Annotated in this window: 17 protein-coding genes and 2 tRNA genes; 4 read left to right on the forward strand and 15 right to left on the reverse strand. The window is 62.8% G+C overall.

Annotated features, from left to right (window positions below; translation table 11 throughout):
- Positions 1-5: 5 nt before the first annotated feature.
- A complete protein-coding gene (locus RQI28_RS03805; RefSeq protein WP_311221238.1) occupies positions 6-533 on the forward strand; it encodes a sigma-70 family RNA polymerase sigma factor in 528 nt (175 codons plus the stop codon).
- Positions 534-547: 14 nt separating this feature from the next.
- Complete coding sequence (locus RQI28_RS03810; protein ID WP_311221239.1) at positions 548-1,351, forward strand: anti-sigma factor; 804 nt, start codon at positions 548-550, stop codon at positions 1,349-1,351.
- Between the two features lie 9 nt (positions 1,352-1,360).
- Here the strand turns inward: RQI28_RS03810 and RQI28_RS03815 are convergent, their stop codons facing one another.
- The 13 genes from RQI28_RS03815 to rnr all read right to left on the reverse strand — a co-directional run bounded on the left by RQI28_RS03815 (position 1,361) and on the right by rnr (position 17,627).
- Complete coding sequence (locus RQI28_RS03815) at positions 1,361-2,503, reverse strand: enoyl-CoA hydratase/isomerase family protein (protein WP_311221240.1); 1,143 nt, start codon at positions 2,501-2,503, stop codon at positions 1,361-1,363.
- Positions 2,500-3,339, reverse strand: a complete 840-nt coding sequence (locus RQI28_RS03820; protein ID WP_311221569.1) for a DMT family transporter — start codon at positions 3,337-3,339, stop codon at positions 2,500-2,502. The genes RQI28_RS03815 and RQI28_RS03820 overlap by 4 nt, the downstream gene beginning before the upstream one ends.
- A 259-nt stretch (positions 3,340-3,598) precedes the next feature.
- The gene (gene typA / locus RQI28_RS03825) at positions 3,599-5,422 is read right to left on the reverse strand and encodes a translational GTPase TypA (protein WP_311221241.1); all 1,824 of its coding nucleotides are present in this window, start codon (positions 5,420-5,422) and stop codon (positions 3,599-3,601) included.
- Entirely contained in the window at positions 5,419-6,423 is a 1,005-nt protein-coding gene (gene truB / locus RQI28_RS03830) for a tRNA pseudouridine(55) synthase TruB (RefSeq protein ID WP_311221242.1), read from the reverse strand. The genes typA and truB overlap by 4 nt, the downstream gene beginning before the upstream one ends.
- Positions 6,420-6,797, reverse strand: a complete 378-nt coding sequence (gene rbfA, locus RQI28_RS03835; protein ID WP_311221243.1) for a 30S ribosome-binding factor RbfA — start codon at positions 6,795-6,797, stop codon at positions 6,420-6,422. Before rbfA ends, truB begins: the two co-directional genes overlap by 4 nt.
- Positions 6,798-6,800: 3 nt before the next feature.
- The gene (infB, locus tag RQI28_RS03840; RefSeq protein WP_311221244.1) at positions 6,801-9,659 is read right to left on the reverse strand and encodes a translation initiation factor IF-2; all 2,859 of its coding nucleotides are present in this window, start codon (positions 9,657-9,659) and stop codon (positions 6,801-6,803) included.
- A gap of 23 nt (positions 9,660-9,682) precedes the next feature.
- Positions 9,683-11,170, reverse strand: coding sequence for a transcription termination factor NusA (gene nusA / locus RQI28_RS03845; RefSeq protein WP_311221245.1), 1,488 nt, complete (start codon positions 11,168-11,170; stop codon positions 9,683-9,685).
- A gap of 71 nt (positions 11,171-11,241) precedes the next feature.
- A complete protein-coding gene (gene rimP, locus RQI28_RS03850; protein ID WP_311221570.1) occupies positions 11,242-11,844 on the reverse strand; it encodes a ribosome maturation factor RimP in 603 nt (200 codons plus the stop codon).
- A 198-nt stretch (positions 11,845-12,042) separates the two neighbouring features.
- Positions 12,043-12,423, reverse strand: coding sequence for a thioredoxin family protein (locus RQI28_RS03855; protein ID WP_311221246.1), 381 nt, complete (start codon positions 12,421-12,423; stop codon positions 12,043-12,045).
- A gap of 25 nt (positions 12,424-12,448) precedes the next feature.
- The gene (locus RQI28_RS03860) at positions 12,449-13,744 is read right to left on the reverse strand and encodes a cytochrome c (RefSeq protein ID WP_311221247.1); all 1,296 of its coding nucleotides are present in this window, start codon (positions 13,742-13,744) and stop codon (positions 12,449-12,451) included.
- Positions 13,741-14,367 (reverse strand): c-type cytochrome, encoded by a 627-nt coding sequence (locus RQI28_RS03865; RefSeq protein WP_311221248.1) that lies wholly within the window; start codon positions 14,365-14,367, stop codon positions 13,741-13,743. The genes RQI28_RS03860 and RQI28_RS03865 overlap by 4 nt, the downstream gene beginning before the upstream one ends.
- A gap of 136 nt (positions 14,368-14,503) precedes the next feature.
- Positions 14,504-15,259, reverse strand: coding sequence for an SDR family oxidoreductase (locus RQI28_RS03870; protein WP_311221249.1), 756 nt, complete (start codon positions 15,257-15,259; stop codon positions 14,504-14,506).
- Between the two features lie 58 nt (positions 15,260-15,317).
- The gene (rnr, locus tag RQI28_RS03875; RefSeq protein ID WP_404976831.1) at positions 15,318-17,627 is read right to left on the reverse strand and encodes a ribonuclease R; all 2,310 of its coding nucleotides are present in this window, start codon (positions 17,625-17,627) and stop codon (positions 15,318-15,320) included.
- Positions 17,628-17,645: 18 nt separating this feature from the next.
- Here rnr and RQI28_RS03880 point away from each other — a divergent pair.
- Positions 17,646-17,730 (forward strand) — tRNA-Leu (locus tag RQI28_RS03880).
- Between the two features lie 189 nt (positions 17,731-17,919).
- Positions 17,920-18,004: transfer RNA gene (locus RQI28_RS03885), tRNA-Leu, on the forward strand.
- A 163-nt stretch (positions 18,005-18,167) separates the two neighbouring features.
- Here RQI28_RS03885 and RQI28_RS03890 read toward each other — a convergent pair.
- Together RQI28_RS03890 and RQI28_RS03895 are read right to left on the reverse strand one after the other, a co-directional pair.
- Positions 18,168-20,924, reverse strand: a complete 2,757-nt coding sequence (locus tag RQI28_RS03890) for a DUF349 domain-containing protein (RefSeq protein WP_311221251.1) — start codon at positions 20,922-20,924, stop codon at positions 18,168-18,170.
- 336 nt (positions 20,925-21,260) lie between these two features.
- On the reverse strand, positions 21,261-24,869 hold the full coding sequence (locus RQI28_RS03895; protein WP_311230883.1) for a DUF748 domain-containing protein: 3,609 nt from the start codon (positions 24,867-24,869) through the stop codon (positions 21,261-21,263).
- Between the last annotated feature and the right edge of the window lie 5 nt (positions 24,870-24,874).

Raw genomic sequence — 24,874 nt, forward strand, 5'->3', positions numbered from 1 at the left:
CGCCCATGAACCGATCGCAGGTCGAGCATCACCTGCCCGGCCTGCGACGCTATGCGCGCGTGCTGACGGGTGATTCGTGGGCGGCGGACGATCTGGTGCAAGACACGCTGGAGCGCGCCTGCCGCAAATGGTTGCTGTGGCGCTCCGGCACCGACCTGCGGGCCTGGCTGTTCACCGTCATGCACAACGTGTATCTCAATCAGCGCCGCAGCGCACCGCCCCTGCAACTGCTGAACCTGGACGATGTGGAGGGCAGCCTTGCGGCTACTCCCGGGCAAAGCCCGGACACCGTGATCGATCTCGAGCGCTGCCTGCAACGCCTGCCAGCCGAACAGCGCGCCGTGCTGCTGCTGGTCACCGTGGAAGACATGGCGTACGCCGAAGTGGCGCGCGTGCTGCAGGTGCCGGTGGGCACCGTGATGTCGCGCCTGTCGCGCGCCCGCTCGCGCATGCGGGAGTGCATGGACGCCACCGCCAGCCCCCGCGTGCATGCCCCTCTGGCAACCGCGTCCGCACTGCGGCGCATGAAGTGAGGAGCTTGGGCGCCATGATTTCGCCACAGACCACAGACAAGCCCGATGATCTCGAGCGCCTTCACGCGCTGGCAGACCATCGGATGACCCCGTCGCAGGCGGCTGCATTTCGCGCCCACCTGTCTCCCGAAGACCTGGACACCGTGGCGCGCTGGGAACAGCAGCGTGATCAGTTGCGCCTCCTGCACGCCGAGCCTTCGCCAGACGCCACGCCGCAAGCGCTGCGCGAAGCAGCCCAGCGTTTGCAGGCGCATCATGACCGCCGCGCCGACTGGAGCCGCTGGGGCGGCATGGCGGCCGGCTTGCTTCTCGCATTTGGGTTGGGATGGGGCCTGCGTGGGCAGTGGAGCGACCGGCCGGTGACGGCATCCTCCAGCACCGGGTCATCCCTGGCCTTCGCCCAGCAGGCCGCCGTGGCCTACGCCGTGTTCGAGCCCGAGCAGCGCCACCCGGTCGAAGTGACGGCGGCGCAGCAGGATCACCTGGTGCAATGGCTTTCCAAGCGTCTGGAGCGCCCGTTGAAAGTGCCTGTGCTGCAGGCGCAAGGCTTCGAGCTGGTCGGCGGACGCCTGTTGCCCGGCACCACCGGCGCGCGTGCACAGTTCATGTACCAGAGCGCGTCGGGCCAGCGCATCACGCTGTACCTGGGCGCGGTGGCTGACGGCGCGCCATCGGCAGGGACCGCATTCCGCTTCCACACCGAGGGCGCGGTCGCCAGCTTCTACTGGGTAGACCAGGGGTTCGGCTACGCCCTCAGTGGTGACTTGCCACGTGCCGCCCTGCTGGCGCTGGCCACCACCGTGCACGGGCAGTTGTAGCGCCCCGATTCACAGACCGGCCAGCGGATGCGCGTGCGAGGGCCAGGGGCTGTGGAAGAACGCATTCACCAAATCGGGCGACACGTCTTCGATACGGGCGGGGTTCCAGCGCGGCGCGTGGTCCTTGTCGACCGCCAGTGCGCGAATGCCCTCCAGCGTTTCGCTCTGGCCCGGCCGCAGGAAAAAGCAGTTGCGCACTAGATCGCGCTCCATGCGCAAGTCGTCAGCCAGGTCCAGGTCCCGCGCGAGGCGAATCTGCTGCAGCACCACATGCAGCATCAGCGGAGAGCGCTTGCGCAGCGTCTCGGCAGTGGAGCGGCACCAGTCGTCGTCGGCCGCTTCCAGCGCCGTGATGATGGCGGGAATGTCGGCCAGACTGAAATATTGGTCAATTTGGCCTCTAGCGCTTATTCCATAAGCGCTGGCAGCTATCATCTTTGAAGCAACCCATTGCTGTACGGCAGCACCATCGGCGAAGGATTGTGTGCCCAATGCATCCCATATATGGGGCTGCTGATCAGACGCCAGCTTGCCGTCGGCCAACCCGGCCGCCATGGCATCGTCGGCGCCAATGGTATTGCCCGTGAGTGCCAGCCATTCGCCGATGCGCCCAGAGCAGCGCGACAGGAAGTAGCCACCGCCCACATCGGGGAAAAGGCCGATGGCCGTTTCCGGCATCGCCATCTTCGTGTGCTCGGTCACGATTCGCAGGCTCGCACCTTGGCTGATGCCCATGCCGCCGCCCATGACGATGCCATCCATGAACGCGATGTAGGGCTTTCCGTAGTGGTGAATCAGGTGGTTGAGCGCGTATTCCTCGGTGAAGAAGTCTTCGATCTGCGGATTGCCCTGGCTGCCGGCCTGGTGCAGAAAGCGGATGTCACCGCCAGCGCAGAAGGCGCCGAAGGGGCCTGCCTTGCCCGTGCCACGAATGGCCACGGCCAGCACCTGCTCATCGTGCTGCCAGGCCAGCAGCGTGCGCATCAGCTCGCGCACCATGCCCAGCGACAAGGCGTTCAGCGCCTTGGGCCGGTTCAGGGTGATGAAGCCCACCTGCCCGCGCACCTCGCTCAGCACGTCTTGCGAGCCCTGGCCTTGAGCCGGGCCATTCGCGTGGGCTACCGTCGCCGTCTTTGTCGTTGTCTCCGTCATCTTTGTTCTCTCCAACCCAGCAGTTCATTGCACACAAGCGCGCCGATCACCAGCACGCCCCCCGTCAGCACGGCCGGGCCAGGCTGTTCGCCTGCACCCAGCCACGCCAGCACGATTCCGAAAATCACTTCCAGCAAGCCCAGCAGCGCGATCTCCGGTGCCTTGAGCACCCGCCCGCATCGCACCACCAGCACGCAAGGAATCGCCAGTTGCACGACGCCCAGCAGGGCTAGCCATCCTAGGTCATGCGCAGATGCCTGGAACGGCATCGCCAGCGGCAGCGTCATCAAAGTGGACAGCACCGCGCCCACCAGCACGGCCGGAGCCAGGTCAACCGCATGGCCGTGGCGCTGCGAATGCTGCACCACCGTCCAGTTGGCGGCAGCCGCGACCGGGACGCACAGCGCCACCAGCGTGCCCAGCACGGGCAGCCCAGCCACCTGCGCGCCGTACATCCACGCAATGCCCAGCCCCGCCACGGCGATGGCGACCCATGTGCGTGGCGCGATGTGGTGGCCGATGAAGATGCGTGCGAACAGCGCCGTGAGCAGCGGCCCGATGGCCATGGTCACCAGCACGTTGGCCACGGGCATGAGCAGGATCGCCACCATGAACGCGGTGAACATCACGCTCCAGCACAGGCCCGACGCCCACAGTGCCCGGCCGCTGCGCCGCATGGAAGCGAACACCGCCCGCCCCTGAAGCGCCGGCAGGATGACGAGCAGCGCCAGCACGGTGAACAGGCTGCGCCAGAAGGTTACTTCGAAGCTGCGCGCCGCCTCCAGCTGCCGCGTGACCACACCGGCAATCGACCACATCAGCGTCACCGCCACCATCAGCCAGACCGCGCGGCCGTGGGTGAGCGTGGTGGGTGGCGTGAGGGGCGTCACGGTACTCACGTTCCTAGCGTTCGACATGAATCACTTTCAGCAGTCCGGATGCTGTTTCTTGAAAAATCTGGGGCGCGTTGCTAGGTGAAACTTCACTCAGGCAAACGGCGCGGGCGTGTCGCCACCAGTAAAAAGGGTGCGCCACCCTCGGAAGGTTGGCACACCCTTGTGTTGCTGCAGCGCCATGACGCTTGCAGTGGCGCGATCAGGAGCGGCCGGCGCGCTTGCGCTCATTTTCCGTCAGGAACCGCTTGCGGATCCGGATGGACTTGGGCGTGATTTCGACCAGTTCGTCGTCCTCGATGAATTCCACCGCGTATTCCAGCGTGGCATCGATCGGAGGCGTGATCTTGATCGCGTCTTCCTTGCCGGAAACGCGGAAGTTGGTCAGCTGCTTGGTACGCGTGGCGTTCACGATCAGGTCGTTGTCGCGGCTGTGGATGCCGACGATCATGCCTTCGTACACCGGGTCGTTCGCCTTCACGAACATGCGGCCGCGATCGTCCAGCTTGCCCAGGGCGTAGGTGAAGATTTCACCCGAGTCCATCGAGATCAGCACGCCGTTCTTGCGGCCGCCGATATCGCCTTTGTGCGGCTCGTAGCAGTCGAAGATGTTGGCGATCAGGCCGGAGCCGCGCGTCAGGTTGAGGAATTCGTTGGTGAAACCGATCAGGCCCCGCGCAGGAATACGGTATTCCAGGCGCACGCGTCCACGGCCGTCGGGCTCCATGTTCACCAGTTCGCCCTTGCGCTCGCCCAAGGCCTGCATCACGCCGCCTTGATGGCCTTCTTCGATGTCGGCCGTCACCAGCTCGATAGGCTCATGCTTTTCGCCGTCGATGGTGCGGAACACCACGCGGGGCTTGGACACGGCCAGTTCATAGCCTTCGCGGCGCATGTTTTCCAGCAGAATGGTCAAGTGCAATTCGCCACGACCCATGACTTCGAAGATGCCTTCCTCGTCGGTCTCGGACACGCGCAGTGCCACGTTGTGCTGCAGTTCCTTTTGCAGGCGGTCCCAGATCTGGCGGCTGGTCACGAACTTGCCTTCGCGGCCGGCCAGCGGGCTGGTGTTCACGCAGAAGTTCATCGTCAGCGTGGGCTCATCCACCTTCAGCATGGGCAGCGGCGCTGGATTGGCCGGGTCGGTCACGGTCACGCCGATGCCGATGTCCTCGATGCCGTTGATCAGCACGATGTCGCCAGGGCCGGCCAGCGGCGTCTGCATGCGGTCCAGGCCCTGGAACGTCAGCACCTGGTTGACTCGGCCCTTGGCGGTCTTGCCGTCCGGGCCTTCCATGACCAGCACGTCCTGGCCGGGCTTGATGGTGCCCTGGCTGATGCGGCCCACGCCGATGCGGCCCACGAAGGTGGAGAAATCGAGCGCCGAGATTTGCAGCTGCAACGGAGCGGCAGCATCACCAGAGTTCGGTGGAACATGCTTCAGGATGGTGTTGAATAGGGCCGACATGTCGGGGCCCCACTGCTCGCCTGGCGCGCCTTCTTCCAGCGAAGACCAGCCGTTGATGCCCGAGGCGTACACCACCGGGAAGTCCAGTTGCTCGTCGGTGGCACCCAGTTTGTCGAACAGATCGAACGCAGCGTTCACCACCTTGTCGGGGTTGGCACCGGGCTTGTCGACTTTGTTCACGACCAGGATCGGGCGCAGGCCGAGGGCCAGCGCCTTCTTCGTCACGAAGCGCGTCTGGGGCATGGGGCCCTCTTGCGCGTCGATCAGCAGCACCACGCTGTCGACCATGGACAGCGCGCGCTCCACTTCACCGCCGAAGTCCGCGTGACCGGGGGTGTCGACGATGTTGATGTGCGTGCCTTCCCAGCTCACGGCGCAGTTCTTGGCCAGGATGGTGATGCCGCGTTCTTTTTCGATGGCGTTGTTGTCCATCACGGTGTCGACGACCTTTTCATGGTCGGCGAAGGTACCGGACTGGCGCAGCAGTTGGTCGACCATGGTGGTCTTGCCATGGTCAACGTGCGCGATGATGGCGATGTTGCGAATTTGTTTGCTCATAGTGCTTCCAATGTGCCGCGCTCCGTTGCCCGCGGTGTGTTTTCGATTTCTAGAATCTGTTGAATTTCGAGCGGGCTCAGGAGCCGGTCAGGCACCAATTCACCTGCCGTGATGCGGCCCACACCCAGCAGGGCCCGGGGCTCTTCGCCGAATACCGCTACTGCCGCAGCGTCGGGCCAAGTCCCGCGGCGGCGCACCCCCGACAGGAATCGGCCTGCATTCTCACTGTCGAGCGTGACACGCTCATGCTGTGCCAGCAGCGTCTCGACCGGGTGCACGCACGCCAGCCGATCTTCCTCTGTCATGGCCTCCAGCGCCGCCAGCGTAACGCAGCGCTCCAGGCCCAACCCTCCCGTATCCGTGCGGCGCAGAAAAGTCAGGTGCGCGCCACAACCCAGTGCCCGTCCAATGTCTTCACCCAACGTGCGGATATACGTACCCTTGCTGCACGTTACTATTATTTTGATAGCTACAAGCGCTTGATCCACAAGCGCTGGAGCCAGATTCAATGCATGAATGATCACATCCCGCGCAGGCCGCTCGACTTCGATGCCCGCGCGCGCGTACTCGTACAGTGCCTTGCCGTCCTTTTTAAGCGCGCTGTGCATGGGCGGCACCTGGCTGATCGCGCCAGTGAACTGCTGCTGCACCTGAGCGAGCCGCTCGGGCGTCAGTTGCGCCGGATCGACTTCGCAGCGCTCCAGCACGTCACCTTCGGCATCGCCGGTGGTCGTGGTGACGCCCAGCAAAGCAATGGCTTCGTATGTCTTGGGGGCGTCGAGCTGCAACTGACTGAACTTGGTGGCCGCACCGAAACACAGCGGCAACACGCCGCTGGCCAAAGGGTCAAGCGTACCGGTATGGCCCGCCTTTTCGGCGCGCAGCAGCCACTTCGCCTTTTGCAAGGCGTCGTTGCTGGAGAAGCCCAGGGGTTTGTCGAGCAGCAGCACTCCGTGCACCGGGCGCCGCTGCACCCGGATGCGGGGAGCGCGTGCGGTCATGCGGGTTCGTCGTCTTTGGAGCGCGAAGCCACAGCACGCGCAATGAGCGCGTTCATGTCGGCCGCACGCTCGGTGGTGCGGTCGAACATGAAGTGCAGCGTCGGCACGGTATGGATGTGCAGGCGCTTGAACAGGCCGTTGCGCAGGAAGCCCGCGGCCTGGTTCAGTGCTTCCTGCGTGGCGTCCTGGTCGCCCACCAGTACGCTGTAGAACACCTTCGCGTGTGCGTAGTCGGGAGTGACTTCCACGGCCTGCAGGGTCACCATGCCGATCCGCGGGTCTTTCAACTCGCGGAGCAGCTCGGTCAGGTCGCGCTGGATCTGATCCGCGACCTTGAAGCCCCGATTGGGTGTGGAAGATTTCTTGCGAGCCATGGTTTACAGCGTCCGCGCGATTTCCTTGATGTCGAAGAACTCCAGTTGATCACCTTCCTTGATGTCGTTGTAGTTCTTCAACTTGATACCGCACTCGAAGCCTTCCTTGACTTCCTTGACGTCGTCCTTCAGGCGCTTGACCGAGTCCACTTCGCCTGTGTAGACCACGACGTTGTCGCGCAGCAGGCGGAAGCGTGCGTTGCGATGGACCATGCCGGACGTGATGTACGAGCCGGCAATCGTGCCGATCTTCGTGGCCACGAAAACGGTGCGGATCTCGGCCGTGCCGATGACTTCCTCGCGCTGCTCTGGAGCCAGCATGCCGGACATCGCCACCTTCAGCTCATCCACGGCGTCATAAATGATGCTGTAGTAGTGCAGATCGACGCCATTGTTCTCGGCCGTCTTGCGTGCGCCCGAATCGGCACGCACGTTGAAGCCGATCACGATGGCCTTGGAGGCGATCGCCAGGTTGATGTCGGACTCGCTGATACCGCCCACGCCGGCATACACCAGCTGGACCTTGATCTCATCCGTCGACAGCTTGAGCAGCGACTGCGACAGCGCTTCCTGCGAACCCTGCACATCGGCCTTGACGATGATGGGCAGGTACTTGACCTCGCCCGCCGTCATGTCGGCAAACATGTTTTCCAGCTTGGCAGCTTGCTGCTTGGCCAGCTTGGTGTTGCGGAACTTGCCAGCGCGATACGTGGCTACTTCACGCGCACGGCGTTCGTCACCCAGCACCTGGAAGTCGTCACCGGCTTGCGGCACTTCGGTCAGACCCTGGATTTCCACCGGGATCGACGGGCCTGCCGTCTTGGCGACCTTGCCGTTTTCGTCCAGCATGGCGCGCACGCGACCGTAGGTCTGGCCTGCCAGCACGATGTCGCCGACCTTCAGCGTGCCGGACTGCACCAGCACGGTCGCCACAGGGCCGCGGCCCTTGTCCAGTTGCGCTTCGATCACCAAGCCCTTGGCCGGCGATGCGACCGGCGCGCGGAGTTCAAGCACTTCGGCTTGCAGCAGCACCTGCTCCAGCAGCTCGTCGATGCCCGCACCGGTCTTGGAAGACACCGGAACGAATGGCGATTCGCCACCGTATTCTTCAGGCACCACCTGCTCGACCACCAGTTCCTGCTTGACGCGTTCGAAGTTCGCATCGGGCTTGTCGGACTTGGTGATGGCCACCACGATAGGAACACCAGCCGCCTTGGCGTGCTTGATGGCTTCCTTCGTCTGCGGCATCACGCCGTCGTCCGCCGCCACCACCAGGATGACGATGTCGGTCGCTTGCGCACCACGGGCACGCATGGCCGTGAAGGCTTCGTGGCCGGGGGTATCGAGGAACGACACCATGCCGCGCGGCGTTTCGACGTGATAAGCGCCGATGTGCTGCGTAATGCCGCCGGCTTCGCCCGCCGCCACCTTGGCACGGCGGATGTAGTCCAGCAGCGAGGTCTTGCCATGGTCCACGTGGCCCATGACAGTGACCACGGGAGCGCGTGGCAGGGACTCGACCTGCTGGCTGGACGTGTCGTCGTCGGTGAAGGCTTCCGGGTCGTCCAGAGCAGCGATCAAGGCTTTGTGGCCCATTTCCTCGACCACGATCATGGCCGTGTCCTGGTCCAGCGGCTGGTTGATGGTGACCATCTGGCCCATCTTCATCAGCACCTTGATGACCTCGGACGCCTTGATCGACATCTTGTGCGCCAACTCGGCCACCGTGATGGTTTCTGGTACGTGCACTTCGATGATGCGCGCCTCCACCGCCGCCTGAGCGTGATGGTGGTGGTTGTCATCGCCGCGCTCATTGCCACGACGGCCACGCGGGCCGGTGCGCCAGTTGTTGCGCCCCACGCCACCGCTGCTGTCGCCACGGGTCTTGATTTCTTTCTTCTTGGCGGGATCGCCTGCCCAGCTGGATGACAGCTTGGCAGACTTCACTTCCTTGCCAGCGGCTCCACCAGGAGCGGCCGGCGCGCCAGGACGCGCAGCACCGGGCACCACCGCCGGCTTGTGCAGCGTGCCCTTCTTGGCATCGGCAACACCCGCAGGCCGTGGAGTCGGCTTGGGTTCTTCAGGCTTCTTGGCAACCAGCACCTTTTTAGGTGCGGCCATCATGGCGCGAATGGCTTCGGCTTCGGCCAGCGCCTTGCGACGACGCTCGTCCAGGTCGGTCGCACGGGCAGTTTCTTCGGCTACGCGGGCAGCCGATTCAGCTTCCGCCTTGGCACGTGCTTCCATCTGCGCCGCATTGCGCGCGGCAGCTTCTGCCACCTGCTCACGCACCGCCTCTTCACGCTGCGCAGAAACCTGCGCACGCTTTTCGGCCGTCTGCATCGCATAGGCTGCAGCGCGCTCTTCTGCTTCGCGATCACGCAATTCGCGTGCTTCGCGTTCGCGGCGCTTGTCATTGAGCTCCACTTCCTGACGGCTGATCAGTTCGGCCTGGCCGCGCGCTTCTTCTTCGCGGCGAACCAGATCCAGATCTTCCGCACTGGGAGCGTCCACTGCATCAAGCGCAGCGTCATCGCCTTCAGGAATATTGTCGGAGCCATCTTCACGCTTGATGAAGGTGCGCTTTTTGCGCACTTCCACCTGAATCGTGCGCGCCTTGCCCGTCGCGTCCGCCTGCTTGATTTCGCTGGTGGACTTCTTGGTCAGGGTGATTTTCCTGCGGTCGATAGCGACCGTCCCATGGCTTGCCTGAAGAAACGCAAGCAGTTTCTGCTTGTCGGTTTCGGTCAATGCATCGCCCGGGTTGGACTTCGCAACGCCTGCGGACTTGAGCTGGTCGAGCAAGGTCTCAGGAGATTTTTTGAGTTCGATCGCGAACTCGGCAACGGTGTTACTGGACATATTGGGTTTGTACCTCCCTACCCTTACTCTGGCTGCCCCGCGAACCAATGTTCGCGCGCCTTCAAGATCAAGGCCTTGGCATCTTCCGGTGATTGCCCGGTCAATTCAGTCAATTCATCAATGGCCAGATCGGCCAGGTCGTCACGGCTGTGCACGCCACCTTCCGCCAGCGTGGCGATCAGTTCGGGCGTCAACCCTTCAAGGTCACGCAAATTCTGCGACACGCCCTCGACACTTTCCTCGCGGGCGATTTCCATCGTCAGCAAGGCGTCCTTGGCGCGAGCGCGCAGCTCATTGACCGTGTCTTCGTCGAAGCTTTCGATCTCCAGCATTTCCTGGATGGGCACATAGGCCACTTCTTCCAGGCTGGCGAAACCTTCGGCAATCAGAATGTCGGCGATTTCCTCGTCCACATCGAGCTTTTCCATGAACAGGCGGCGTGACGTATCGGTCTCCGTAGCCTGCTTTTGGGCGGATTCGGCCGCATCCATGATGTTGATCTTCCAGCCCGTCAGATCGGACGCGAGGCGCACGTTCTGCCCACCACGGCCAATCGCAATGGCGAGGTTTTCCTCATCCACCACCACATCCATGGCGTGTTTTTCTTCGTCCACCACGATGGACGAGACATTGGCCGGAGCCAGTGCACCGATGACAAACTGCGCCGGGTCTTCAGACCACAGTACGATGTCCACACGCTCGCCAGCGAGTTCGTTGGTCACTGCATTGACGCGCGTTCCACGCACGCCGACGCAGGTACCGATGGGATCCACACGCCGGTCGTGCGACAGCACGGCGATCTTGGCGCGGCTGCCGGCATCGCGAGCACAGCTCTTGATCTCCAGCAGGCCCTGCTCGATCTCTGGCACCTCGTTGCGGAACAGCTCGATCATGAAGTCGGGCGCGGACCGCGAAAGAATGATCGGAGCGCCACGCAGCGTCAGATCCACTTCCATGATCATTGCGCGCACGCGGTCGCCGCTGCGCAGATTTTCCTTCGGAATCATCTCGGAGCGGCGCAGGCGACCCTCCACACGGCCGGACTCGACAATGATGTCGCCCTTGTCCATGCGCTTGACCGTGCCGGTGAAGATTTTTTCGCCACGCGACATGAAGTCATTGAGCAGCATTTCGCGCTCGGCGTCTCGAATTTTCTGCAGGATGACCTGCTTGGCAGCCATCGCACCGATACGGCCGATGGGCACCGACTCAACGCCCTCTTCGATGTGCTCGCCGACTTCAATGTCTGAAATGCGGTCTTGCGCATCCATGAGCAGCTCTTCAGCTTCCGGATTTTGCAGGCCGGCATCGTCAGGAACGACCAGCCAGCGACGGAAAGTCTCGTAATTGCCGCTGTCGCGGTCGATCGACACGCGAATGTCCACCTCGCCGGGGTACAGCTTCTTCGTAGCTTGGGCCAGGGCCAGTTCCACGGCGCCGAACACTACATCGCGCTCCACGTTCTTTTCGCGCGAAATGGCTTCGACCAACATCAACAATTCGCGATTCATGCGAGGACTCTCCTATTTCAATCACCCGAGGACCGATGCGCCGGCAGCGGCCCGATATTGTTTTGCTGGGTTCAGGCCTCAGCCTGGCCCGCCTTGGCTCCACGCCCCTTGAAATCCACCAGCGGCGCAAGGCGGGCATCCCTGATTTCGTCCAGAACGAACCCCAGCGCTTGTAGCGGTGCGGGCACGCGTTTTTTGCTGACCTTCTGGCCGGGCTTGACTGGCCGCTCTTCGCTCCAGACGATTTGCCATCCACCGGTCTCGGCACGCTCCAGCGTGCCCCGGAATTTTTTTCGATTGGCGTTGACTTGCCCCTCGGCCGCAGCACCCAGCGGCGCCTTCAGCGTGATGTCGATGACTTCGCCGGCAAATCGCACGAAATCCTGCTCATGACGTAGGGGGCGGTCAATTCCTGGCGATGACACTTCGAGACGCTTGTAGTCCACGCCATCGACCTCCAGCGCAAACTGCAATTGGCGGGTCACCTTCTCGCAATCCTCCACCGTCACAAACTGATCGGGCAACGCATTTGCTTGCACATCACCCGAAGACACCGGACCAGCCCAGGGATGGTCGATGGTGATGCGCAGCAGCCCCCCAACGGAGCGCTCTATCTCCACCAGGTCATAGCCCAAGCCACCTACAGTTTGTTCAACGATCTCTTGCAACGCCACGTGTGTTCTGTTCAGTTTCCAGAAATACAAAAAACCCGACAACCACCCGAATCATTTCCGGCAGCTTCGAGCTCGAAAACAAACGCCCAAAAAAAACGGGCGGTATGTACCCGCCCGCTTGGTCGTGAGAGGACTATTGTAGCCTGTAACGCTTTGACTTGCCAAGGCAGAGGCACATAACTTGCATCATGCGCACTGTCATGATCGCGCTGCAATGATGCGCGCAAGCAACGCCTGAGCCCGAACCTCGGCCACAGTGTCGCCCTGCGCCTGCACGCTCTCCAACAAGCGCTTGAGAACCCCCGCCTGGGGAAGCAACGGCCCGAAAAAGCGGGCCACCTCACCTTGCCCCAGAAGCACGGTCGGAAAAGTATCTATATCGATATCGCCAGCCAGATCCTCATCGTCTTCCACATCCACCCAGACGAGACGAGCCCGCGGGTAGTCGGTGCCGATCTGATCCATCACTGCACGGTACTCACGGCAAACACCACACCATTCGGCACACAGACACACGACCCAGATGTCGTCACCATTGGGCTGCGCGCGCCCTGGAGGCGGTGCGGCTGAAACAGACATGAAACAGTAGCCTTCGAAAAATCGATCAAGGTGCGCGACGTTCGCGCACTCGGTAGACGTCGATAGTAGTCAACGGCGGCGCTCGATTTGCCCAGGCACTCCGGATATAGGTCAACACAGCCGCGATCTCATCGTCGCTGAGCGACTGGCTGAAAGGCGGCATGCCATGTGGCCGTGGATTTCCTGCCGTTGCCGGGGCGTAACCGCCTTCCAGAACTATTTTCACAAGGTTGGTGGGGTTGCGCAGGTTGACCGCCCTGTTGCCCGCCAAGGCCGGAAATTGGCCAGCCCGGCCTTCGCCGGAATCCCCATGGCACTGCGCACAGTGGCGTGCATACAGTTCCCCGCCCTGCCTGCCGCTATCTGCCATCGGCGAATTGGATAGTTGGTATTCGGGCTCCTTCATAGGCAGCGACTGCAAATAGATCGCAATCGCCTGGGCGTCCGCGTCCTGGAGGAATTGCGTGCTGCCAAAAACCACCTCGGCCATCGGGCCAGAGACCGAAGCACGAGGAGCAACTCCCGTCTGAAGGAGGGTGATGACATCCTGCTGAGGCCAGCCTGATACACCCGCTTCGCTCGGCGCGGCCAAGGAAGGTGCATACCAGTTCTGCACTGGCATCATTGCGCCGCCCAGTCCGTCTGCATTCACTGTGGCACCCCAGGCGTTGCGCGGCGCATGGCATGCGGCGCAGTGCCCGAGACCTTGCACGAGATAGGCACCTCGGTTCCATTCATTTGGCTTGTCTGACCGGGACTGCCACGCCTGCGGTCGGAAATAAGCAGCCCGCCAAACGGACAAAGCGGCCTGCGTGCTGAATGGAAAGCGCAATGCGTGAGGAAGGTTTGCCCGCACTACGGCTGGCAACGACTGCAGGTAATCAAAAATGGCATCCGAATCATCCCGCGTCACATAGGTGTAGCTAGAGTACGGAAATGCGGGATAAAGCAGCCGCCCATCGCGTGACTTGCCCTCGTGCATGGCCCTCCAGAATTCCTCTGAAGTCCATCGACCCGTGCCAGTGCCGGGATCAGATGTGAGGTTGGGCGAATAAACAGTGCCGAATGGTGTTTCGATACCGCGCCCGCCGGCAAAGGGCTCACCGCCTTGCACGGTGTGGCATCCGCGGCAATTGCCCAACCGGGCCAGGTACTCGCCACGCGCAATGCGCTCGGACGATGGCTCCAACCGCGAAAGCTGCTCCTGAGCCATCGGCGCAACCAAGCCTGCCGGGCGTATCAACAAAACAGAAACGCATGCCAATACCAGTAGCAGCAGCACGATGGCGCATAGCAGCCAACGCACAGTAGAGCGACTCATGACCCACCCTCGCCTGCACCAGGTCCAATACCGCCGCAGGGCAGCGGTGTTAGTGGATTCACATGTGCGCGCGGCACTGACAGCGGCACCGGCTGAACGGCGAGCCATGCAGACACGGCGCCGATATCAGCCGGCGTCAGTTTCTCCGCCACACGAGCCATGCAGTCAGGTGCATGCGCCTGGCGCCCACCGGTCTTCCAGGCGCCGATCTGCCCGTTGATGTAGTCACGAGGCAACCCGAGCAGACCTGGGATGTACCGCCCGCCGGCCAGGTCAGCGCCGTGGCACTGAACGCATGCAGGAAGTTTGCGGGCAGGATCACCTCGCAGAGCCAGCTGTTCGCCATGCTGGAACAGTGCTTTAGGCACCTTGGGTGCGGGCGCAGACGGGTACGGCAGGTCGAGTGCGGAAAAATGCGTTGCCATCTCCCACAGATAGGCATCTGTGAGATGCCGCAAAAGGTGCGCCATCGGCGCGTAGTTCCTGCGCCCATCACGGAAATTGATCAGTTGGTTGTACAGATAGCCTGCAGGCTTGCCTGCAATGCGCGGAAAGTAGCCATCGGGCGTTGAGCGGCCTTCTTTGCCATGGCAGGCGGTGCAGGCGAGGACGCGCGAGGCCATCGCATTGTGGTCCTCGATGGTTTGCGAGAGCCCAGTTACCGGACAGAGCGCTGCCGCCAAAGCCGTAGCGACAAGAGCGCAGCGAAATGCCATGGCCCAAGGCCACAGCGTCGATGGCACTCGGCTCCACACCGCACTAACCACGGCCGGCGAAAGGCATCTTCGTTGCCATGACGGTGTGGAACATCACATTGGCCTCCAGCGGAAGATTCGCCATGTAGAGCACCGACTGCCCGACAATGTCCACATCCATCAACGGCTCCGGAGCGACCTGCCCGTACGCCTGCATCACCCCTTGCGTCATGCGTTGAGCCAAGGCAGTTCCGGCGTTGCCGATATCGATCTGCCCTACCGCAATATCGAAGTGGCGCCCGTCCAGAGAGGCTGTTTTCGTCAACCCAACCACAGCGTGCTTGGTGGCGGTGTAAGCAATCGAATTGGGCCGCGGTGTGTGCGCCGAAATGGAACCATTGTTGATGATGCGCCCTCCTCGCGGCGACTGCGACTTCATCACGCGGAAGGCGTTTTGAATGCCGTAGAACATACCATTCAGATTGATGTCCACCACCTGCTTCCACTGCTCGATCGACAACTCGTCCAGGGGAACAGCGGGCGCGCCAACGCCTGCATTGTTGAAGAGCAAGTCCACACGCCCAAATGTCTCGACCGTGCGCTCAAACAGTGATCGAACGGATTGCGGATCGGCGACATCGCAGGAGATGGCCAGCGCACGCTCGCCCACGGTCGATTCTTCCGCAACGTCCAGCAGCGGCTGATTTCGACGGCCACTCAATACGACCGTCCAGCCGTCGCGCAAGAGCGCCAGAGAAGCAGCCCGGCCGATACCCGTCCCCGCACCAGTGACGATCGCCACCTTGGTTTTAGCTTCCACGATTCGCTTTCAAAGTTGGGTGGCGATTTACAGCAATCACCCGGCGACTACCGCTGCCTCAGCGCCGGGACCGACGGGATTTGGGAGCGCTTTTACCCGCCGGCTTCTTTCCTGCCGTCTTAGTGGCCGCGCCACCGCGGGCCGGGCGCTCCAGTACGCCCTCTGTGCGCGATCTGGAACCACGTCCGCTTCTGGTGGATGCGGAAGATTCGTCTTCACGCGGCTCGTTTCGCGGTGCCCGTGACGCTTCAGCACCCCGCTCGCGTGCAGGTTTTGCAGGCACGAATGCCTCACCATCTTTTACCAAACGAAAGTCAATCTTGCGCCCGTCCAGATCTACTCGGCTTACCTGCACATGGACCCGCGTTCCGATGGAATATCGAATGCCTGTGCGCTCGCCGCGCAACTCCTGCCGGGCCTCATCAAACTTGAAGTACTCGCCGCCGAGTTCGGTGATGTGCACCAAACCCTCCACGTACATGGCGTCAAGCGTGACGAAGATGCCAAAGCTGGTGGCTGAACTGACCACACCGCTGTACTCCTCGCCCAAATGCTCGCGCATGTACTTGCACTTGAGCCAGGCTTCCACATCACGACTGGCTTCATCTGCGCGCCGCTCATTCGCACTGCAATGCAGGCCAGCCGCCTCCCAGGCCTGCGTTTCCCGCGACGGCGGGGGAGTCTCTTTACGCGGCTTGTTCGAAGGCGCAGCAACACGCGCCGCCAAGCGCTTGGCGAGCTTGGCATGCGCTTCCCCCGGCGTTGGCAGTGCCGGCAACTTGTACTTCGTCTGGCCCAGGATCGCCTTGATGATCCGATGCACCAGTAGATCCGGATACCGGCGAATGGGACTGGTGAAGTGCGTATACGCCTCAAAAGCGAGACCGAAATGGCCGCTGTTCACAGGTGTGTAGATCGCCTGCTGCATGGACCGCAGCAGCATGGTGTGAATCTGCTGCGCGTCAGGCCGATCCTTCGTGGCAGCGGCGATGGCCTGGAATTCAGAAGGCTTTGGATCGTCGCTGATGGACATTCCGACACCCATGGCTTTCAGATAGCTGCGCAGCATCTCCTGCTTTTCCGGCGTCGGGCCTTCATGCACACGGAACAGGCCAGGCTGCTTGCCTTGCGCAATGAAGTCAGCACTGCAGACATTCGCGGCCAGCATCGCCTCTTCGATGAGCTTATGCGCCTCGTTGCGTGTGCGAGGAACGATTTTTTCGATCCGCCCGTTTTCGTCGCAGATGATCTGCGTTTCGGTCGTTTCGAAGTCCACCGCACCGCGCGTTTGCCGCGCGCCGAGCAAGGCACGATACACATCGTGAAGATTGAGCAGATCACCCACCCGCGCCTTGCGCTTGCTGGCCTCAGGCCCACGCGTGTTCGCAAGAATGGCCGCCACCTCGGTGTAGGTGAAGCGTGCATGGCTGAACATCACCGCCGGGTAGAACTGATAGGCATGGACTTCGCCCTTGGCGGAAACCAGCATGTCGCACACCATGCATAACCGCTCCACTTCCGGGTTCAGTGAGCACAAACCGTTAGAGAGTTTCTCCGGAAGCATCGGAATCACCCGACGGGGAAAATACACGCTCGTGGCCCGGTCATACGCGTCGATATCGATGTCGCTGCCCGTTTCCACGTAGTTGCTCACATCGGCAATAGCCACCAGCAAACGCCAGCCTTTCGCTCGGCCGACCTTGGCGGGCTCGCAGTACACGGCGTCGTCGAAGTCGCGGGCATCCTCACCATCGATCGTGACCAACGGAACATCGGTCAGATCCACTCGCTTGCGCTTGTCCTGAGGACGCACCTTGTCGGGCAACGCCTTCGCCTGAGCAAGGCAGGCCTCGGAAAATTCGTGGGGAACGCCGTACTTGCGCACTGCGATCTCTATTTCCATGCCGGGGTCGTCAACCTCCCCCAATACCTCCTTGACGCGACCAGCAGGCTGGCCGAACAGCGCGGGAGGCTCAGTCAACTCGACGACAACCACCTGCCCCGGCTTGGCCAAGCCCGTAGCGCCCTTCGGGATCAGCACATCCTGGCCGTAGCGCTTATCTTCTGGGGCCACTAGCCACACACCGCTCTCTTGCAAGAGACGGCCGATGATGGGATGCGCAGGACGTTCGACGATTTCCACCACCCGGCCTTCGGGGCGACCACGCCGGTCTTGCCTGACGATGCGCACCCGCACGCGATCCTTGTGCAGCACTGCCCGCATCTCGTTGGGGGGCAGGTAGATATCGCCCTCACCGTCGTCACGCAGAACAAAACCATGACCGTCCCGGTGCCCCTGCACGCTACCTTCGATTTCATCGGCGCCTGGCAACGTGGCGGTGCTGGAGTTCAATTTTTTAATATACAATCTAAGTCTTTCCTGAAAGCCCAGGTGGCGGAATTGGTAGACGCACTAGTTTCAGGTACTAGCGAGTAACATCGTGGAGGTTCGAGTCCTCTCCTGGGCACCAAGTTTAACGAGAACCCGTCCGGGTTTCTGCAAGAAAAGCCGCTTTGTACAAAGCGGCTTTTTTATTTTTCAAAACTGAATCTGCTGACAAAGCCGGTCGATCCCAAGTCGGTCTACATCAGCGCCATCCTTCGCGTCGAGTTGTTCGAGACGCCAAAAATCTGTTCTATAATTCGATCTTTCCTGAAATGCCCAGGTGGCGGAATTGGTAGACGCACTAGTTTCAGGTACTAGCGAGTAACATCGTGGAGGTTCGAGTCCTCTCCTGGGCACCAAATATAAAAAGCCGCTGTGTTTCACAGCGGCTTTTTTCTTGCCTGCTTGGTTTGCACCGAAGGTCGCACTAAAGTGAGGCAGCGGCTCTGCTTGGCAAGACTTCATGGTCGCACCGAGAAAAACATCCGCCTTCTCGGTGCACCCTATTTCGAACAAATCGCCCTACTTCCTCAGCAACGCCTTCAAGGCATTCTGCAAGCGCCGCGCCGTGGCATCATCGCTGGAACTGGCCAACACGCGCGCGGTGTCCTGGCCCCAGGTCTGTATAGGCGCCGGGTCGTTGCGGCGGGTCAGCAACTGCAACTGCAGTGCACGGCGCTCCGACAGTTGCTCTGCCGGGGTGGGAACCTCGGCAGCCATCTCCAGGCGCAGCAGCGATTGAGAAGCGTCGCCAGTCGCTGTAGAGGACAAAGCCTGCGCCCAGGCGGTGCGGGTCGCGGCATTGACTTGACCACCCAAGTCTTGCGCACTTGGAAGCAAAGCTGGATCACGCTGGCTCCAAGCGGACAGCACCTGGGTCAGAGCCTCTCCATGGGCTTGAGCGGCCAGTTTGCGCAGCGCGCTCTGGGCATGCTCGATAGCGTCGCGCTGGGCACGGAAAGCCGTGTCGCCCAGGCGCGGGCCACGCGATTCCTGCGCATCGCCACGGTCGCCGAAACGACCGCCGCGATCCGAACCGAAACGATCACCACCGGCACGTCCGGCATCCCGCGGTCCGCGAGCGCCATCCTTGCTGCGACTGTCTGGACGACCGCCGCGGCCACCGGCCGCTGGCTGCACATCTTTTTTCATGCCGGGGCGATCGTCGCCACGGACCGCTACCACAGGGCGCGGAGCCACCTTCGGCGCAGCAGCGGGCGCTGGTGCGGATGCATCAGCCTCAGCTGACTGCTCGCCGCCAGAGGCGTCATCTGCTACATTTTTTATAGCATCTTGCGCTTGATCCACGGGCGCTGCAGCCGTTTTTGGCTTGATATTCTCGCTGGTTGCCGCCCCGTCGCCCTGGGCCTGGCTGCGCAACGCGCTCTCCAGGTCGGCCATGGCACTGCGGATGCGCTGGGCATCGCCGGTGGCATTGGCAGCCTCAAGCGCCTTGGACGCGTCCAGCACAGCGCGGTCACGGGCGCTCAGCTCGGTCGTAGCGCGCTCGCGCTCTGCCGTCTTGCGGTTGAATGCTTCATCAATAGGCTTGCGGAAGGCGTCCCACAGCTTCTGCTCGTGCTTGCGATCCAGCGGCACCGACTGCGCCTCGGCCTGCCAACGCTGCTGCAAGGCCTTCACGGCATCCACACGCAGGCTTGGCGACGCGCCCAGCTCGCCCGCTTCGTCGATCATGGCGTGGCGGCGTGCCACGCTGTCCTTCTGCGCATTCTCCAGAGGCGCGGCCGCAGCAGCGAAAGCCTGCTTCCACTGCGGTTGCAATTCGGCAAAGAGTTTTTCGCCCACATGCCCACCATCGCGCCAGCGGTCACTGAACTGATGCAGCGCGCGGTTGACCGACTTCAGATCAGACGTCAGCGCAGGCAACTGGTCTTGCGTCCATGCCTTCAGCTCGTCGATGAGCGCCACGCGTTGGGCCTTGTGCTCCGCAGCGTCGGCACGCACCTTGTCCAGCCACGCCTCTACCACTTTGTGCGCCGCATTGCAGGCTTCGTCGAACTTCTTCCACAGCGCGTGATTGGCCGGACCACCCTGGTCGGCCTGCTTCCACTGGTCGCGCAGGTGGCGCAGGGTTTCCTGCATCTTGCGGCCACCCAAGGCCTGGCCGTCTGGGCGCTTGAGCAGGCTTTCGGCTCGCGCCACCAAATCTTCACGGACCTGATCGGCGCTCCAGCGTTGCCAACCTTCTAGCTCGCCGGCCGCCACCAGCGCACCATGCACGCGTTGCTCCAAGGCGGCATCGATGTGCTTGCCCTGCGTTTTCAGCACAGCGCGCAGGGCCGCAGCCGCTCCGACGCTGGCCTTGCCGTGGCCTTCAGCCGTTTCCTGCTCCAGCTTGGCCAGCGACTCGCTCACCGCTTGCACAGCCTTGTCGCGCACTTGCGGGTCGACCTTGGGCTTGGCAGGCTGACGGGGCTCGGACTTGGTGGCAACAGCTGCCGCTTCGGTAGGCAAGCCGCGCGATACACGCAACTCGTCCGCCCACACCGGCACGGGCGGCAGTGGAGCATTGGTGTCGTCTGCAGCGGCGGCAGCCTGCGCAACTGCCGGTTGGAAGGCGTCCCACACCAGCAGCAACTGTGCGCGGGATGCGTCCAGCAGAGGCGGAAAGCGCGCTTCCACGCTGGGCCAGGCTGCGTCGCTGGCCAGCTCCTGCGCCTGCTCCTGCCAACGGCCTACGTCGGTGCGCAGCACCTCCAGCGCGGCATGGGCGTCGCGCCACGGCTTGGTGGACAGCACCTCGATGCGCTGAGCCAGCAACACGGCCGCTTCACGCTGCACCTGCACGCGGTGCTGCAGGTCTTCGATGGTCTTCACTCGCTCGGCCAGTTGGCCCTTCAAGGCCGACAAAGGCTCGCGGGACAGCGGCGCGCCAGCCTTGGCGGCGTCCCGCTGCCAGGCCATCGCGTCGGCAATGTTGAGCTTGGATGCACCGAGCAATGCCTGGGCCTTCTCCGCCCACTCGGCAGCAATGGCCTCCTGCCCCTTGGCCCGGCGCAGTTCGTCAAGCCGCTCGCGCACTGCGCGGGCAGCGCCCTTGTCGCGAGCGCTCAACTCCTTGAACACTTCTTGGAGCTGTTCCTGCTCGGGCTGTGTCGCCAGCCAGTCACGAATGCGCGAGGCGCGCTCGCCCGAGGTGGGGGCAGAGAAGGCGCCGCCCGTCAACGCGTCAAGAGGATGCGGCTCGGAGGCCTTGGCCGGGGCCGGATTCACTTCAGGTGCGTCGGACATTTTGCTGCGGGAAGAAAAAGGAAACATGGATCCAGTAACGAGAAAGGATGGCTGACAGGAGGCCAGCGCTGATGGCCCGTGACGCGCCTGTGCGCGTTAGCCATCGAAAACGCTATTTTCGCCCGGTTTTGATCTGCGCCGAAGGCCAGCTGATCGCCGCCGATTGCGCAGGGTCATTGCCGCGACCGCCGAATCAGCGATTGAGATCGCAGTTGGGGACGTGCGAGCACACTGCAAGCGCCACTCTAGCAAGTTCGTGGAGCGTCATCGAAAGCATCTATTTATATGTATGTGTGCGTGCAGGAAGCGGCTTGCAACCGGCACCGGTTGCGTCACACGCAACAGACGCCTCAACGGCCACTCTTATCGCCTCTCCAGACTTAAGCTGGCACGAGGCCCCCACGAATCGCCAGATCCATCCACGCGAGGAGCGCCTACAAACAACCGATCCACCGTGACCGAGCGCTCTGCAAGATAGTCGCGTACCGCCACGCCGCGAGCGATCGCCAGGCTTCGCATGGCGTCAGCGGGCACCGGGATGTTGGCCAGCAACAAACTTTCCATGTCGGACTGAGGCAAATCCTTCGCCATGCCGACAAGATTGCGCGGCTTGTTGATGTCTGCACGGCGATACGCTTCTTCGAGCAATTGGGGGTACTCGGCTTCACTCACGGGTGACACCTGCCCTGCGGCCTGCCCCGTTCGCGCGGCCATGCGGCGTTTCTCAGACTGCACCAGGTCTTGCAGGCGTTGCCGCTTCCACCCTTCACGCTCTGCCTCCAGCGCCGCTTCGCCCACCACCGTCATGTTCAGCGCCGGGCGATCCGTCAGTGCCTGGGCCACTTTATCCAACCGGGCCTGCGCTTCGGGCTGCAGAGCGGCGCTACCGGGCGCGAACTCGACCACGCCCAGGTCTTCGGTGCCTCCGAACGCGCCCGCCAGCAGCGAGAACGGCGACGTGATCGCCTTCATCACCAGATTGCCGATGACCCGCCAGATCACCGCGCCCAGACTGAACTGCGGGTCATTGAGCGAGCCACTGACAGGCAGATCCACATCGATGACACCGTTGCGGTCGGCGAGCAGCGCCACCGCCAGCCGCACCGGCAGGCTGGCCGGCGCTCCTTCAACCGGGTCGCCGAAGGCCAGTTGACGCAGCACCAGTCGGTTGCTGGCCGTAAGCTCGCCACTGGGCAACACTTTGTAGTTCACGTCCATCGTCAGCTTGCCGCGCTCTATGCCATGCCCGGCATATTTCACGCTGTAAGGCGACAGTGGAGGAAGATCCAGATCGCGCATGCGGCCTTTGATGTCGAGCGCCAGCGGCTGGGCCAGCGGGTTGAGCTTGCCGACGATCTCGACGGCGGCCGTGCCTTCCGCCTTGCCGCGCAACTCCAGATCGGCCATCTGTGCTTCACCGCCCTCGCCCGGCACGGCGGATGAGAATGCGCTCAAACGCCCAGCAAGCTCGGTGATGTCGGCGGAATAGTTCGGCTTCACGAACCGGTCCGAAAACTGCACGCTGCCCCCACTGAGGGTGATGGGACCGAAACGCAGAGTGGGCGCGTCGGCCGCGCGCGCAATGGCGTCGGGGCCTGAAGACTCAGCAGCGCCAGGCGCCGATGATGACGGCGCCGTGCCACTCACGTTCCCCGCTGGCGAGGCCGACGCCTTGACGACCTCCTGAAGATTGAGGCGCCCGTTTTCCTGCAGCACGACCCGGGCGAAAAAGTCAGTCAGCGACGTATCGCGCACTTCCAGCGACACCGGCTGGCCTGGCAGTGCGGTTATGTTCACGCCGCGCAAGCCCAAGGACTTCCAGCGAATCAGATCGCTGCGGCCACCACCGCCCACGACGGCCGTGGCGTCGGACGAGCTTGCGCCGTTGTTCACGCCAGCGTCCCGCACGCGAACCTCGTCGAACACCAGGTCGCCCTGCAAGGTGGTGGAAGCTCCGCGCTCTGCCTGAGCATGCCGCAAATTCCCCGAAAAGCCACCCTCGGCACGCGCGATACGCACGTTCAATCGGTCTGCAATATACGGCTCGATGGCCTGCAAAGGCAGACGGCTTGCCTGCACCTTGCCCTGCAACTCCAGCGGCGCCACACGCAAAGTACCCTCGTAACTCAAGCGACCCGGATCGAACCGGCCCGAGCCGACGCGCGCGGAAATGTCGAGAGCCGACAGCGGCGACGACCCCGCCTGCGCCAGGGGTGCGAAATCTCGCAAGCGCATTTGCAGTGAAGACAGGTCAATGGCCACAGGCCTGCCCGCGGCCTCATCACGGAAGGCCAGCGCGCCACCCTCGACGACCGCCTCATTCAATTGCAGCGTCCAGGGTGCATTGGCGGCCGATGGGGCGGCAGGAGGTTTGGCCTGCGATGTTGGTGGCAGCGGCATCGATGCCGCAGGGCGTGGCGCCAGCCAGTCTTCAAAAGCCCAATGCCCCTGCGCATTGCGCGATACCAAAGCACGCGGCTCAATCAGCGAAACGCGTCCTACGCTGGCTTCTCGCTGGTGCAGACGAATCCACGCGTCTTCCACCATCAGGTTCTGCAGATCGAGCAGGCGCCCCTTGCCGGGCTTGTTCATGCCGGCCTCGGCCAGCGTGGCGGCACAAGGCGAAGCTCCGTCACCACAAGCCAAAGCCACATCCCGGACAGACAGCTTTGCCACCTTCACCACCTGCGCCGGCCCATTCCAAGCCAGCCCCATATCCGCATCGACGGCGCCACTGAGCCGAGGCTGCAGATAAGCCTTCAAATAAGGCGCCGCAAGCTCGAGCGGCAAGGCTTGCACCGATAACGCGGCGGAGGCCGAGCTATCGGTAGCCTGCCCCGCCAGCGACAGCTGTGCCGCGGGGACGACTGCAGCCACATCACCCACCACTTGCGCGTCAGCCTGAAAGTGCAGCGGGCGCTGCAAGGGCCAGGCGATGTCGGAGCTGACCAGATGGACGCGGCGCGCCTCCCAACGGCCGCCACCCACACTGAGGTCGGTCCAGCCGACAAGGGCATCTTGGACGGACAGCCGGCTCACCTCAACACGCCAGGCACCGGCAGCAGCCGTCGTTGGAGGCGTTGCCGGGACTGCCGACGCGCCGTCGGACGCTGGAACCCAGCCTGGCAGGTCCAGCGCGCCGTCAGCACCGCGCCGGAACTCGGCGCGCAGGCCCGACCAGTCCACCGCACCCAGCCGAACCACTCGCTTGAGCGGCTGCACGTCGCGTAACTGCACGCGCAGCCTGTCGAACGCGACCACATCCCGGTCTTGCCGATCCAGGAGCCGAGCCCCTTGAATGGCGGCGGAACCGGTGACAGAAATGGACGCCTGCTCGGCCTGCGCGTCCTGCTCGAACGACAGACGCAGATCGGCATCCAGCAGCCCTGACTGAAGCCGCAAGGGCACAGAAGCAGGCAGGTGTGCGGCAAAAGGGGCCAGGTCGAGCTGCCTGACCTGGAGATGCACATCAGCGCGATGGCCGGCCGCGAAAGGTGTGGCCTGGGCGGTGGTCTCGAAAGCGCTGCCGTTGAGCTCGAACGCCAGCCTGGGGGTCACGGTGATCTCACGGTGCACGGCCAAGGTGCTGAGAAAAGGCACCGCCAGGTTCAACTGGCGCACTGACTGGGTACGCCCCGCCGTACGGTCTTCGAAATCCATCGCGCCGCCGGCAAGCGTGATGTTGTAGAGAGCCACCCGCGCGGGTTCCGTGGAAGCAGGTGAAGGGGTGCTGCGAGCAGCCAGTCGCACAAGCACATCATCGATGTCGTAACGGCCGGGCGCCGTTTGGGCCCACCGAAAAACAGGCTCGTCGATCTGGATTGCATCAATGACCGGTGCCAGTCGCACCAGGGACTGCAGTTCCGCATCTATATAGAGACGCTTGATCTCCAGTTGGGGCGATGGCCCGGATGTGCGGGCTACCGCCACATCAAGCAGCGTGAGTTCCAGCGTCCAAGGCCGAAAATCCACTTCGC

It is taken from the genome of Acidovorax sp. WCS2018Noco2-16, assembly GCF_031843945.1.
Taxonomy (GTDB): domain Bacteria; phylum Pseudomonadota; class Gammaproteobacteria; order Burkholderiales; family Burkholderiaceae_C; genus Paracidovorax.